Annotated in this window: 12 protein-coding genes; 6 read left to right on the plus strand and 6 right to left on the minus strand. The window is 37.1% G+C overall.

All coding sequences use genetic code 11. The features are described from left to right. Positions 1-47: 47 nt before the first annotated feature. From IO90_RS07690 to IO90_RS07705, 4 genes are all read left to right on the plus strand, one after another. Positions 48-1,907 carry an endonuclease gene (locus tag IO90_RS07690; protein ID WP_034965568.1) on the plus strand — a complete coding sequence of 620 codons (1,860 nt, stop codon included), beginning with the start codon at positions 48-50 and terminating at the stop codon, positions 1,905-1,907. A gap of 205 nt (positions 1,908-2,112) precedes the next feature. Beyond that, on the plus strand, positions 2,113-2,835 hold the full coding sequence (gene purC / locus IO90_RS07695; protein WP_034968699.1) for a phosphoribosylaminoimidazolesuccinocarboxamide synthase: 723 nt from the start codon (positions 2,113-2,115) through the stop codon (positions 2,833-2,835). Between the two features lie 16 nt (positions 2,836-2,851). Continuing rightward, positions 2,852-4,375: an amidophosphoribosyltransferase gene (gene purF / locus IO90_RS07700; protein WP_034965569.1), complete on the plus strand. Its 1,524-nt coding sequence runs from the start codon at positions 2,852-2,854 to the stop codon at positions 4,373-4,375. Between the two features lie 376 nt (positions 4,376-4,751). After that, complete coding sequence (locus tag IO90_RS07705) at positions 4,752-5,171, plus strand: nucleoside-diphosphate kinase (RefSeq protein ID WP_034965572.1); 420 nt, start codon at positions 4,752-4,754, stop codon at positions 5,169-5,171. A 190-nt stretch (positions 5,172-5,361) separates the two neighbouring features. Here the strand turns inward: IO90_RS07705 and rpe are convergent, their stop codons facing one another. Together rpe and IO90_RS07715 are read right to left on the minus strand one after the other, a co-directional pair. Continuing rightward, positions 5,362-6,012 carry a ribulose-phosphate 3-epimerase gene (gene rpe / locus IO90_RS07710; protein WP_034965574.1) on the minus strand — a complete coding sequence of 217 codons (651 nt, stop codon included), beginning with the start codon at positions 6,010-6,012 and terminating at the stop codon, positions 5,362-5,364. A 61-nt stretch (positions 6,013-6,073) separates the two neighbouring features. Further along, positions 6,074-7,150: a M42 family metallopeptidase gene (locus IO90_RS07715; protein WP_034965576.1), complete on the minus strand. Its 1,077-nt coding sequence runs from the start codon at positions 7,148-7,150 to the stop codon at positions 6,074-6,076. Positions 7,151-7,170: 20 nt separating this feature from the next. On the opposite strand from IO90_RS07715, the gene IO90_RS07720 reads away from it, so the two are divergent. Next, positions 7,171-7,911, plus strand: coding sequence for a DUF4294 domain-containing protein (locus IO90_RS07720; RefSeq protein ID WP_410492587.1), 741 nt, complete (start codon positions 7,171-7,173; stop codon positions 7,909-7,911). A gap of 68 nt (positions 7,912-7,979) precedes the next feature. Here IO90_RS07720 and IO90_RS07725 read toward each other — a convergent pair whose 3' ends face one another. The 3 genes from IO90_RS07725 to IO90_RS07735 form a co-directional block, all read right to left on the minus strand. Beyond that, positions 7,980-8,612: a LolA family protein gene (locus IO90_RS07725; RefSeq protein ID WP_034965578.1), complete on the minus strand. Its 633-nt coding sequence runs from the start codon at positions 8,610-8,612 to the stop codon at positions 7,980-7,982. Between the two features lie 147 nt (positions 8,613-8,759). After that, a complete protein-coding gene (locus IO90_RS07730; RefSeq protein ID WP_051878406.1) occupies positions 8,760-11,378 on the minus strand; it encodes a T9SS-dependent M36 family metallopeptidase in 2,619 nt (872 codons plus the stop codon). 136 nt (positions 11,379-11,514) lie between these two features. Next, the gene (locus IO90_RS07735; protein WP_034965579.1) at positions 11,515-11,805 is read right to left on the minus strand and encodes a putative quinol monooxygenase; all 291 of its coding nucleotides are present in this window, start codon (positions 11,803-11,805) and stop codon (positions 11,515-11,517) included. A 124-nt stretch (positions 11,806-11,929) separates the two neighbouring features. Between IO90_RS07735 and IO90_RS07740 the strand changes: the two genes are divergently transcribed. After that, entirely contained in the window at positions 11,930-13,273 is a 1,344-nt protein-coding gene (locus IO90_RS07740; protein WP_034968703.1) for a dihydrolipoamide acetyltransferase family protein, read from the plus strand. 71 nt (positions 13,274-13,344) lie between these two features. On the opposite strand, the gene prfB is transcribed toward IO90_RS07740, so the two are convergent. After that, positions 13,345-14,457: a peptide chain release factor 2 gene (gene prfB, locus IO90_RS07745; RefSeq protein ID WP_034965580.1), complete on the minus strand. Its 1,113-nt coding sequence runs from the start codon at positions 14,455-14,457 to the stop codon at positions 13,345-13,347. Between the last annotated feature and the right edge of the window lie 298 nt (positions 14,458-14,755).

Below are 14,755 nucleotides of genomic sequence, written 5' to 3' on the forward strand. Positions count from 1 at the left end.
TCTTCTAAAAAAATGATATTTTTATGACTCGTTATTAAAACTTTTTTATGTTAAAAAAATACTTATTTGTATTATCTGTTTTTCCAGCATTCATATCAGCACAAGCGCCATCAGCATATTATTCTGGAACGGAAAATCTGGCAGGTTATGCACTGAAAAGTAAGCTTCACGATATCATATCAACCAAAACTTACAATTATCATTACGATGATCTGAAGACTTTGTATGGACAGACCGATATAGATAGATATTATGATTTTGGTGCAGATAACAATACTTATCTGCTTGATATTTATTCCAATAATCCAACTGGAACAACGGCTTATCATTACACGCTTGACAACATTATTGGTTCTGGAAATGCGGAAGGTCTTGGCTGGAATCGTGAGCACATGATGCCTCAAAGTTCTTTCAATAGCGCGTATCCAATGTATTCTGATTTGTTTTTCGTGGTTCCCACAGATGCCAGAATCAATCAGTTGAGAAGTAATTATCCTTACGGAAAAGCGGGTTCTACTACTTATTACACTTTCACCAATGGTTCAAAACAAGCTTCCAATGGAACACCGAATGCAACTTACACAGGAAGGGTTTATGAACCGATAGATGAATTTAAAGGCGATGTGGCGAGAACACTTTTGTACTTTGCGGTTCGATATGAAGGGAAATTAGGAGCATTCAATTTTACGACCAATGCCACTGATCCTACGAAAGATCAAAATCCATTAGACGGATCCGAAGAAAAAGCATACGAAAATTGGTACGTGGCGATGCTACTCAACTGGCACCAGCAAGATCCTGTCTCTCAACGTGAAATTGACAGAAATAATTCGGTTTTCAACATTCAGAAAAATAGAAATCCATTTGTTGATCATCCAGAATGGGTTGGCATGATTTGGAATCAAACACCGGATAATGTTGCGCCTTCCGCACCTTCATCCTTATTGTTAGCAAGAAATTCGGCTTACTTTGTCAATTTGGTTTGGCAAGCAAGTCCGGAATCTGATGTTGTGGGGTACAGGATTTATCAGGATGGTGTTTTGGTAGCAACGTCAAAAACCAATTCGGCTTCAGTAGATCATTTGACGCCTGGGACAAATTATAATTTTACTGTAAAAGCTTACGACAGTGGAAATCTTGAAAGTCCACAAAGTAATACCATTAGCATCACCACATTAGAAAATGATATTTTTGCGAAAGATCTTCAAATCGTGAAATATTTGGAAGGAACGGGAGATAATAAAGCTTACGAAATTGCCAACAGAACTGGACACGCCGTTGATCTTGAAAAATATAAGTTGGGAATCCAGTTGAAAATCACCAACTATTTTTTTGCAGGACCATCTGAATTAGAAGGAAGGATTGAAAATAATGAAAGTTTTGTGGTCATCAATCCAAATGCAAATTTCAGTTGTTTCGATATTTCAAATGCTAAATTTGTGTCAAACGCGCCAGCACTTACTTTCACAGGAACAAATTATGTGGAATTATCGTATAAATCCACAACGATAGATGCGATTGGTAGCAAAGGAGTGGATAACACGAATGCGAACAAATCACTTTACAGAAAGTCAGATGTCATCAATCCAAACTCAACTTTTAATGGCGATGAATGGACGACTTACGCGTCAGATTATTGTCTAAATTTAGGGTCATTAGCAGTTAATGATATTTCGAATAAAACTTTAGATTTCAATATCTATCCAAATCCAGTTACGGATGTTGTAAATATTAATGGCGATGTAAACAAAGCAAAATCAGCCAAGATTTATGATCTTACAGGAAAATTAGTTAAAGAAATCAATAATCCATTCGTGAACAAAAAATCAATCAATGTTGCTTCGTTGTTACCTGGAACTTATATTTTGAATGTTGACGGAAAATCAATCAAGTTTATTAAAAAGTAAAAACATAAAATTTTCATTAATGAACTCCTTAATCTTAGGGAGTTTTTTTGTTTAATAACACCATTGGAATTATAAACAGAACCATCGTTTATATGGATTTAGATTTAACAAATAATTTCGTAAATTTGTGCGTAAATCTAATAGTAAAAAGTTTAAATGGAAATCGTGATGAAAGCGAATTCCGTTTGAAAAAATGAAAGTAATTATGAGTCAAAAGAAAGAAATGCTTTACGAAGGTAAAGCTAAGCAGGTTTTCGCTACAGATAAACCTGACGAAGTCGTTGTACGCTACAAAGATGATGCTACAGCCTTCAATGCACAGAAACGCGGACAATTCGATAGAAAGGGCGAATTGAATAACGCAATTTCTACACTTATTTTCGGATATCTTGCAGAAAACGGAATCCCAACGCACCTTATTGCAAAACTGGACGACAGAGAGCAATTGGTGAAAAAAGTGGACATCATTCCTCTGGAAATGGTTGTTCGCAATTATGTTGCAGGAAGTATGGCTCAGAGATTAGGCGTGGAAGAAGGTCTTAAATCTCCGGTTACCATTTTTGATCTTTGCTACAAAAAAGACGAATTAGGAGATCCGTTGATCAATGATCATCACGCTGTTTTCCTTGGCGCAGCAACTTATGAAGAACTGAATGAGATGTATGCTTTGACAGATAAGATCAATAAACTTTTGATTGATTTATTTGACAAGGCAAACGTTATCCTTGTAGATTTCAAGATCGAGTTGGGAAAAACTTCTGATGGCAAGATTGTTTTGGCAGACGAGATTTCTCCAGACACTTGCAGACTGTGGGACAAAGATACAATGAAGAAGCTTGACAAAGACAGATTCAGAAGAGATCTGGGCGAGATCACAGAAGCTTACGTTGAGATCTACGACAGACTACAAACCGCTTTAGCTAAATAATCCGAAAACCAAAAAAATGGATTTAGAATTTCAAGAATATAGCACATTACCGAAATATGCTTTCCAAAACCGCTATCAGGAATTCGAAGAAACAAAGCATCTTTCCAAAGAAGAAAAGGACGAGCATTATCCTTTTGATAAAATGGAAGAGGAATGTGGCGTTTTTGGATTGCATTCGACGGAAAATCAGGATACGTTTTCACTGTCTCAGTTTGGACTTTTTGCATTACAGCATCGTGGTCAGGAGGCTTGTGGGATTGCGGTTGGTAACAACGGCAAAATCCTTTCTGTAAAAGATGAAGGTCTGGTTTTGGACGTTTTCAAATCGATAGAAGATCCTCAGCAATATATGGGGAGCACCGTCATCGGTCACACAAGATATACGACTGCTGGAGACAAAAAGAAATACAACTTTCAACCGTTTTTTGCGAAGAATGAATATGATCAGATAATCCTTTCTATCGCTCACAACGGAAATCTAACCAATGCAAAACAACTTAGAAAAGAGTTGGAAGATGAAGGCGTGGTTTTCCGTGCAACTTCTGACACCGAGGTTATTTTAAGATTAATTCAAAAAAATCTTGACCTTGGACTTCGTGGTGCGATCAAAGCGACGATGGAAAAGATCGAAGGTGCATATTCTGTGGTTGGACTTACAAGAAACAAATTTTTTGCTTTCCGAGATTTCAATGGAATCAGACCTTTGGTTTTGGGTGCGATAGATGAAAATACATTCGTTGTAGCTTCAGAAAGTTGTGCTTTGGATGGAGTAGGAGCGCAGTATGTGCGCGATGTTTTGCCAGGCGAGATTATTTACACAAGTGATAACGAGAAAGGCTTGCAGTCTTATCTTGTAAAAGATGATTGTGTCAACAAGATTTGTGCTTTCGAATATATTTATTTTGCAAGACCAGATTCTACTTTGGAAGGCATCAATGTTCACGAGGTGCGTGAGCAATCCGGAATGAAGATCTGGGAACAAGCGCCTGTGGATGCTGATATTGTGATTGGAGTTCCAGACTCTGGCGTTCCCGCGGCGATTGGTTTTTCCAAGGCTTCAGGTATTCCTTTCAGACCAGTTTTGATTAAAAATAGATACATCGGTAGATCATTCATTATTCCGTCGCAGGAGATGAGAGAGCATTTGGTCAACCTAAAACTGAATCCAATTGTTTCCGAGATCAAAGGGAAAAGAGTTGTGATCATCGATGATTCTATCGTTCGTGGAACAACTTCCAAACGTTTGGTCAAGATTCTTAAAAAAGCGGGTGTAAAAGAAATCCACTTCCGAAGTGTTTCTCCACCAATCATTGCGCCTTGTTTCTTAGGAATTGATACGCCAACCAAAGACGATTTGATTTCTGCGAATATGAACAAAGAAGAACTCAGAAAATATCTGGATGTTGACAGTTTGGAGTTTCTAAGTGTTGACAATTTGATTAATATTTTAGGATCGCCAAACCATTGCTTCGGATGCTTCACGGAGAAATATCCAGTGAAAAATCCAGACGAATTGGCTTTTGTAGATCAAGGTGATTAAATTTGGGCAGCTTTGTCGGCCTTCCGTTCCCTCCCGATTTTACATCGGGATCCACTCAAGTCGGGCTGCGGGATTTGTTAAATGATCAAATTTCCTAAACAGTTTAACTTAGGTCAAATAATATAAAACCGCCAAAACGATAATCTCGTTTTGGCGGTTTTTTTATTTTCAAATTTTGAGGAATAAAAACAAAAAACCCTGCCGAAGCAGGGTAAAAACTAATAACCATGAAAACTCAAATTAAACATGAGAATCGAATATTAAGTAGCAAACTGTGTGCCAAAAAATATCTTTTCCCAGAAAAGAATTTCCGAGAGCAAATGTAACAAAAAATTATTGTAAATTTGCACTTCTTTAAAACAAAAAATAAAAAATAATGTCAGGAAAAATCACATTTACCATGATCAAGCCAGATGCTGTTGCGGACGGACACATTGGTGCGATCCTTGGAAAAATCAGTGAAGCTGGTTTTAAAATTAAAGCTTTGAAATTGACGCAACTTACTGTTGCTGATGCTAAGAAATTCTACGAAGTACATTCTGAAAGACCTTTCTACGGAGAATTGGTTGACTTTATGTCTTCTGGTCCAATCGTGGCGGCGGTTTTGGAAAAAGATAATGCAGTAGAAGATTTTAGAACTACAATTGGAGCTACAAATCCTGCTGAAGCGGCTGAAGGTACTATCAGAAAGCTTTTCGCAAGAAGCATCGGAGAAAATGCAGTTCACGGTTCTGACTCAGATGAGAACGCATTGATCGAAGCGCAATTCCATTTTTCTGGAAGAGAGATTTTCTAATTTCTTCTGGAAATGAATATAAAAAAACAGGCTATCACTTATGGTAGCCTGTTTTTTTGTAGTATCGTTTTATAGCCCCGATGGGAACGGCATCCTTTTTATTTTTTCTTGTCATTACTTTGTTTGGATGACAAATCTTTTGAAAAAATAAAAAGATATAGTGGACAGCGGGATTAAGCTCCAAATAACTTTATAACTTCAATAGCTCAATCGTTCTTTCTGGGTCTGGGGAAGAAAAAACGGCATTTCCGGCGACCAAAACGTCTGCGCCGGCATCAAACAATTTCGAAGCATTGTCGAGATTCACGCCACCATCTACTTGAATCAATGCGGTAGAGTTGTTGCTCAAAATCAAATCTTTGGTTTCGCTGATCTTTTTGTAAGTGTTCTCGATGAATTTCTGGCCGCCAAATCCGGGGTTAACGCTCATCAGCAAAACCAAATCGACGTCTGCAATAATATCTTCTAGCATCAAAACTGGAGTCGCAGGATTCAAAACAACACCAGCCTTTGCACCTTTGTTTTGGATCAAATTAATAGTCCTGTGAAGGTGAACGCTGGCTTCATAATGTACGGAAACCAAATCTGCTCCTAGCTTTATAAATTCCTCGACATATTTTTCCGGCTCAACGATCATCAAGTGAACATCGATAAATTTTTTGGCGTGTTGCTGAACGGTTTTCATCACAGGAAATCCAAACGAAATGTTTGGGACAAACCGGCCGTCCATCACATCCACGTGAAACCAGTCTGCCTGGGAATTGTTGAGCATCTCGATGTCTCTCTGTAGATTTCCAAAATCTGCGGAAAGAAGAGAAGGTGCAATAAGTTTTGTTTTCATTTTTACTTTATTAGGTATTAGGTTTAAGATGCTTATTAACTGAGAACTAAATCCTAAAACCTTAATGGTATTTCAACTTCATTGTCGGTTCGATTTTCAGAAGACTTTCGTAAATCAATTTGATGACATTGCTAACGTCTTCTTTGGAGACCATTTCCACAGTTGTGTGCATATATCGCAAAGGCAAAGAGATCAATGCGCTTGGAACACCGCCGTTGGAGTGGGCAAATGCGTCTGTGTCAGTTCCCGTTGCTCTGCTTGCTGCTGCTCTTTGAAAAGGGATTTCTTTTGTTTTCGCTGTGTCAATAATCAACTCGCGGATTGTGTGATGTACGCTTGGAGCGAAGAAAACAACTGGTCCATCGCCACATTTTTGGTCGCCTTCTTTTTTCTTTTCGATCATTGGCGTTGTGGTATCGTGGGTCACGTCTGTCACAATTGCAATGTTCGGTTTGATGGTGTCGGCAATCATATCTGCGCCATAAAGTCCAACTTCTTCCTGCACGGAGTTGGTGATGTAAAGTCCGAATGGCAGTTTCTTTTTGTTTTCTTTCAAAAGTCTTGCAACTTCGGCAATCATAAATCCGCCAATTCTGTTGTCCAAAGCTCGGCAAACGAAATATCTGTCATTCAATTCAAAGAACTCGTCTGGATAAGTGATCATACAGCCAACGAAAACTCCTAATTCTTCAACTTCTTTTTTGGTAGTTGCGCCACAGTCGATGAAGATGTTTTCAATCTTTGGCGTTGGTTCGTTTTGGTTTGCACTTCTGGTGTGAATTGCCGGCCATCCAAAAACGCCTTTCACGATGCCTTTTTCTCCGTGGATGTTCACCACTTTGGATGGCGCGATGGTCTGGTCTGATCCGCCATTTCTGATGACGTAGATCAATCCGTCATCAGAAATGTAATTCACATACCAGGAGATTTCATCGGCGTGAGCTTCTATTACTACTTTGAAATCAGCATCAGGATTGATGATCCCGTAAGCTGTTCCGTAATGATCGACTTCAATTTTGTCAACAAATGGTTTGATGTAATCCATCCAGACTTTTTGCCCATTGTGTTCGTAACCTGTTGGAGAAGCGGTATTTAAATATTGCTGTAAGAATTTAATTGATTTCTTTTCGAATTTCATATTGTAAGGAATGATTTTTGATGATGCTATTTGTTAATATAGATGTTGTAAAAGTAATGATTTTTCATAAATTGATTCCGATTCTTTTCCTGTTTACTGGCGTATTTTGTTTTTCCCAACAAGATACTCTGGACCTAAAATCCTTTGATGAAATTCCTAAAAGTAAATTGCAGAAGGATGAATTCGGAAACGAATATTACTATGATGAGGCTCAGAAAGCGAAAATTTATCAGATCAATGGTGAGCAAGTCATAGTTTTGGATGAGCTTACATTAAGAGCGAATCCACATTTTAATAATCAATTGGATAGAAATTTTTACTTTTTCCTTAATAAAAAACTGAATCGCGTATATCCATTGTTTGTAAATGCCCTTGCGCAATACCGGGATATCCAAGCTGAAAGTGCAAAACTAAAAGGCTCGGAGCGAAGTAAATATATAAAAGGCAGACAGAATGATTTGGCTTCAGCCTATGAAAAACAATTAAGAGAGCTTACAACATCGGAAGGGCAGGTTTTTGCAAAGCTGATGAATCGTGCGACGGGAAAAACGGTTTACGAGATCATCAAAGAACTGAGAGGAGGCTGGAGCGCATTCTGGTGGAATGTGAAAGGAAACATTGCAGATGTAAGTTTGAAAACGCCTTACGATCCGCATAAATATCGTGAAGATCTTTTTGTAGAATCACTTCTACAGTCTAATTGGAATCTTGGATATTTACAACCATATCCAGGTGCGAATGACTTTAAAGTTAAAAAGTAAATCATTATTATAAATCAAAAATGCATTACGTTTGGTAATGCATTTTTTTATTTTTATCAAATTAAATTTTACAATTCTGTAATTAAATAATTCTGATATTTTGATTTGTCAAATGTAAATATTGATGGAGAAAGTGCTTGGTTCTCTTTGTAATTGCTAATCGAAATTACAGATAAATCGTTGTTTGAGGAAACTTGTTCCAACTTGATCAATTTCTTTTGAGGTGTGTTCACGTACAATGTCACACTTTTCAATCCATTTGATTTTACCGGAGTCATTTTTATCACATCAACGGGGATTCCACTGATTGTTTTTTTTCCAGAGTAACTTACGTTGTATTCTTTTTTATAAGAATCCAGATAACTAAGTGGAGAAAATGCTGTTTGATTGTCATTTGGTTTTGCAACAGTGACTTCTTTATCCTCGTCGCTAATGTTATAAACCTTGCTGCCATCAAAAATCTGTTCCGTACCCATGATTTTCAATTTGTAACGGTTGTTGTCAGAATAGAAAATGCCAGTTTGACTTGAACCTCCTGCTGAATATGAAAATTTAAAGTACGAGTTTTTTTTGCTCTTATAGTTTTTGGTAATGTCGTCTAAGATCGTTTTTGATTTCGCATCAATTGTTTGACCAAAAACCATTAGGTTAACACCTAAAAAAGCGATTACAGAAAAAGACTTTGTGATATAATTTTTCATTTAATATTAGCAATTTTATAATTATGCAAAGTTAAGTTTTCAATATTGATGCCAATTATTATCAGTGCTAAAGTTTGTTAAGATCCTGAAATAAAAAAAACCTTTCCAAAAAAACTGGAAAGGTTTGTATTAATTGATATTTGCAGATTATTCTACGATCAATTTTTGTGCGTCAGATTTGCCATTTTCTGTGATCACCACAAGGTAAGTTCCTTTTATGAGACCTTGTGTAGAAACAGAATCTGAACTGTTTTTCTTTCTTTCTAATGATTTTACCACTTTACCACTCAAGTCAATGATATCAATTTTTACAGTTGCACTTCCAACTGTTGGAGCAGTTTTGATGAAGAATTCGCCTTTTGCAGGGTTAGGGTAGATTCCAAAAGATTTGTTTTTAACAATATCATCAGTACCAAGGATACATCCTTCCGGAACATCAAAGGCTTCAACTTGATCAGTTATGTTGTTAGCAGCTCCTGCAGAAGCGCTTTGTCCTAAACCTCTTCTTGCAAAAACATTCCAAATAAGGCAATTATCATTGCCTCCATTCAAGGCATCTGCTTGTAAGATAGCATCTCTACCAGAAACAAAACTAGGACTACATGGCTGAAGTTTCAATCCATCCATTACTAGCTGAAGTGTTTTCGCACTTCCAGAATTTGGATCTGCAGTTACATCTGAGTTGTAACCATATTTTTCTGCCATTTTCCAATGAAGGTCCCAAAGCATTGTTGCCCAAATTTGTCCAACTGCGTGAGGTTGACCGCCTGTTGTATTGGTGTTTTTGTATGTTAATGGGTTAACACTCATGTTTGTTGAGTATTTATAAGTTCTGATACCAGTTCCTGTTGTTGTCTGGTTAGAAGAATATGTACCTATACCTCTCGCTGTAGAAGAACTGTCCTCTGGAGTATTTGTTAACATATATGCAAAAAAGTCAGACCATCCTTCACCCATTTGTTCTAAGTTACTTAAACAGCTATAGCCCACGCCGGTTAATCTGTTGGATATACCATGACCATATTCATGAATGACAACACCATTATCTAAACTTGAGTTTTTATATCCAACTCCAAGATCTTTTAATGTAACATTGATCGTTTTTCCATTTGCTATTTCATCTCTTAAAAATGTGGACTCAGCTGTTCCTAAAATAATTGACGGAATATTGATGTCTGGAGCGGGAACGTTAATTCCTACATCGCCTGCGTTTGTTATTGTTCTATGAATAATAACACCAACTGCGCCTGCATTTTTAGCATTTCTAACTTTGGTGTCTAAAGAACAACCAGTATATGTAACCAACGCAATTTTTCCAGATAGACTATTGGCTGTGAGCGCTGTACATGCATCGGCTATGTTTGTATTAGAGTTTAAAGCTGGTATTGCAACATCACCTGTTACTCCGGTTTCCATCAATAGCCTGCCAACCCCTGTGGTAGAATAACTAAGTTGTCCCGTAAATACAGGTGGTCTCGAGGCATACTCTGCATCGTTGTAAAATAATCTTTGTTTTAAGCCAATGCCATTATTCCACAGATACATTTGCATTCTAGGAGCTTGTACGGCGCCGGAAGTCATTTCGAATCCAGGGTTGAAGTTTGCATTATTGTAACCACTACCATCAAAAGCTTCTGCAAAAACAGCATCATTTCCAACACCTCCCTTCCCAAAATTATTACTTTGGAAATTTCTATTTACTTCTGTAAATCCAAATTTGTAAAAAATATCATGGATTAAATTATTTGCATAGAAAAGATTGGTTACAGAAGAACTTTTATTATAATATGCACTTATCGTTGTTCCTTCCTGATATGGAAAATCAAAAGTAAAAGAACCTGTTGTAGAGCTAGTAGGATAAAAGCCAATTGAGTTCGTTGCATTATTATCTACATAAGCAAAAACGTTATTACCTCTTGTATAATTGAAAGTAGTGTTGCCATTAGAATGCCAGCCTTCTGGTGAGGCGCTTAAATCCCAAGGATTGTTAACGATTGATCTTGAGCCAAATGTTGGCGCCTCAATTGGAAAAGGGAAAACATTGTAACTTGCATCAGTAACAGCTTTTGTTTGATTTGTTTTTTGAACTTTGCTGTTAGATTCCTGGTTGTAAATGTGGCTTAACAAATGATTGTTTGGTGTTTCGGTTTCTTCAGAAAAAGCGTGCTCGTCAAAACTACATTCAATTAGCATATTTTGGCTTTCCAAAATCTCGCCATCGGTAAGGCTTACTAATACCAAATAATGCAGTTTTTCTGCAGTTTGGTTGATAACCATTAATTGAGCAGGAATTAAACTATTTTCTTTTGCGTAATAAAAACGGACGCTTGCCACTTTATCATCTGGTAAATTAATCATTTCCTCACCTTTCTCATCAACGATATGAAGGTTTTTGCTTACATTCAAGTGTCTAAGAGCATGGGATAAAGCTTCTGATTTGCCTATTCTGTCATCGATAACGTTTAAACTTTTCTTCAGAAAGTTATTGTTGAATGAAATGACTTTTCCTTCACGAATAATTGCTTTTGCTAAAGAATGATAAATAGGAGTGTTACCATGATATTGTTGAACATTTACAATGTCAGATTTTAAACTTGCGGACTTGTCCTCATTTAAGATTTTGAATTCGGCGTTTTCGATGCCACGCGCGCTGATATCGTTTTTGATAAAATCTTTAATCAGTCTTTCATTAGATTGTGCATTGAGATTGGCAAACAAAAAGAATGCACCGATACCAACACATTTAGGTAGTTGATTTATTTTCATTATTAAAATTTATTTTCAATTAAAAAAGATTAGCAAAAATATTGAAAATTTTCTTTTTTAATGGTTAAAACGCAAACAAATTTCGAATATTTGAATTATGAATAATTTATTAACTTAATTTTTATTTATAATGTAATTAGAATAGTTTGTTTCCAACATACACGATATTTTGTTTTTCTTGAAAAGATGTGATGCCTTGTCGGAATTTCATCATGTGGTCAGAAACCTGATGGCTTTGAAGATCGTCATTGGATTCCCAAATCTCATGGATGAAAAATACACCTTTGTTTCGATTGTCTTCGAATAGATCATATTGAATACAGCCTTTCTCCTTGCGGGTTTCTATGACAAGTTTTTTTAATAATTCGATAGCATCCATCATAGAGTTTTCCTTGATATGAATAATGGCACTTAGGTAAATGTTCATGGGTTGGTTTTTAAAATAAAATTAATTTCAAATTTATAAAAAATGACTGTTACAAATTTTAAAAATTAGAATTATACAATTAATAAAAAAATATGTATTTTTGGGAAAATTCAAAAACAAGACAATGGCAGAATACAAACTATTGCTCCCAAGTATGGGCGAAGGCGTTATGGAAGCAACAATTATCAGCTGGATGTTCAATGAAGGTGATTTTGTAAAAGAGGATGAATCTGTTGTAGAAATTGCGACAGACAAAGTGGATTCCGACGTTCCGACACCAGTTTCGGGGAAAATCATCAAGATTCTGAAACAGAAAGATGACGTTGCAAAGATTGGTGAAGCTATTGCGATTTTGGAAACGGATGCAGATTCTTCATCACCCGAAGTTCCTGAATCAAAAACTTATGAAGAAGTTAAAGATCAGATTCCTCAGCCAGATCCGGAAGTGATCAATACTTTGGAACAGCCACTAACGAATGTTTTTGAAAATTCATCAAATCAGAATTCAGATTTATACTTATCTCCTTTAGTTAAAAATATTGTTCAGCAGGAAAATATTTCGGATTCTGAACTTAAAAATATCAAAGGAAGCGGACTAGAAGGCAGAATCACAAAAGAAGATATCCTTGATTTTGTGAAAAATAGAGGAACCAATACTGAAACTAAATCAGCTCCTGCACAGCAAGTTATTTCTCAACCTGCTCAGACTTCAGCGCCGGCTCCTAAACCCTCAAACGCTCCAACCCTTCAACTTTCCGAAGGCGACGAGATCATCCAAATGGATCGTGTGCGCAAAATCATTGCAGAAGCGATGGTAAATAGCAAACACACTTCTCCACACGTGACTTCTTTCATAGAATCCGACGTGACAAATGTCGTGACTTGGAGAGCGAAGAACAAAGATTCTTATCAGAAAAGAGAAGGCGAGAAATTGACCTTTATGCCGATTTTCATTAGAGCGGTCGTGAAAGCGATTCAGGATTTCCCGATGATCAACGTTTCTGTGGATGGTGATAAAATCATTAAAAAGAAAAATATCAATATCGGAATGGCAACAGCGCTTCCAGATGGAAATCTGATTGTTCCTGTAATCAAAAATGCAGACCAATTGAGTTTGTCAGGTTTGGCAAAAGCGATTAATGATTTAGCTTATAGAGCACGTAACAAAAAACTGACGCCAGCTGATACGCAAGGTGCGACTTACACCATTTCAAACGTTGGAACTTTCGGAAACCTGATGGGAACACCGATTATTCCTCAACCTCAGGTTGCGATTTTGGCAGTTGGAGCGATTGTGAAGAAACCAGCAGTTATCGAAACTGAGTTTGGAGATGTGATTGCAATTCGTCAAAAGATGTTTATGTCGCATTCTTACGACCATAGAGTAGTGGACGGCAGTTTGGGCGGAATGTTCCTGAAACACGTCAACGATTATCTTGAAAATTGGGACCTTAATACTGAAATATAAAATCAAAGCCTCAGAATTTTCTGAGGCTTTTTTTATGTTTTTATATAATGGTTGAATTCTTCTAAAGAAGTTTACAACTCATCCATTTCCCCACTTCCAGCTTGCCCTTCATTCATCAGATAAGCTTTTAAGAAAGGTGTGATGTTCCCGTTCATCACACTGTCTACGTCGGAAGTTTCGTGTCCGGAGCGAACATCTTTTACCAATTTATAAGGTTGCATTACATAATTCCGAATTTGAGAACCCCATTCGATTTTCATCTTTCCGGCTTCGATTTCGTTTCTTGCCTTCAGACGTTCATCAAGTTCGATTTGATAAAGTCGGGATTTCAGGAGTTGCATTGCCTTTTCTTTATTTTGAAGCTGAGAACGAGATTCTGAGTTTTCAATGATAATTCCAGTCGGTGCGTGACGAAGACGAACGGCAGTTTCCACCTTGTTTACGTTTTGTCCACCAGCGCCTGAACTTCGCATTGTTTCAAAACTGATGTCAGCTGGATTGATGTTAATCTCAATTGTATCGTCCACCAAAGGATAAACATAAACGGAAACGAAACTCGTGTGACGTTTAGCATTACTATCAAAAGGCGAAATTCTAACTAATCTATGAACACCATTTTCACCCTTCAAATATCCAAAAGCAAACTCGCCGTCGATTTCTATCGTTACAGTTTTGATTCCCGCAACATCGCCTTCTTGGAAGTTGAGTTCGCGAAGTTTGTAGCCCTGCTTGTCGGCCCACATTGTGTACATCCGCATCAGCATACTTGCCCAGTCGCAAGATTCCGTACCGCCAGCCCCAGCTGTGATTTGAAGAACGGCAGACAACTCATCGCCTTCGTTGGAAAGCATATTTTTGAATTCCAGATTTTCGACTTTTTCAACTAATTTTGGAAAAGCTTCGTCCAGTTCTTTTTCAGAATCCGGATCTTCTTTTGCAAATTCCAACAGAACCTGAAGGTCTTCAAATTCTGTTTTGATATCATCATAACCTTCCACCCATTTTTTCTTGGAACGGAGTTGTTTCAGAAACACTTCAGCTTCTTTTGAGTTGTTCCAGAATTCGGGTGCTGCGGTTTTCTCGTCGTCGTTGGAAATTTCGATTTTTTTCTTTTCGATTTGGAGGAACTTGTGCAGGTCTTCTATTCTGGATTGGATATCTTTTATTTGGTCTGTGTTTACCACGTTTGTTTTAATTTTTGCAAAAATAAGAAGAAATTGATGAATGTTGGGAAATAATGATAGGCTTACAAATTAAACACAAAGGCACAGAGGCTTTTTTTGCCACTTTATGTTTTAAGGCACTAGGTTCTAACTTCGTTTAAATGGAAATAATTTAAAAATTTGATTTTTGTAGAAAAATTTTAATTGAAGACGAATTCCGCAATAGGGATAGTAGTGGAAATCCTTTTTTGTAGTTGGGAAATGTTCTAATTAGATTGGGAAACTTCTTCCACAAAAAAGATTGTAGCGGATAGCCCGA

The sequence above is a fragment of the Chryseobacterium sp. FH1 genome, from assembly GCF_000735135.1.
Lineage (GTDB): Bacteria > Bacteroidota > Bacteroidia > Flavobacteriales > Weeksellaceae > Epilithonimonas.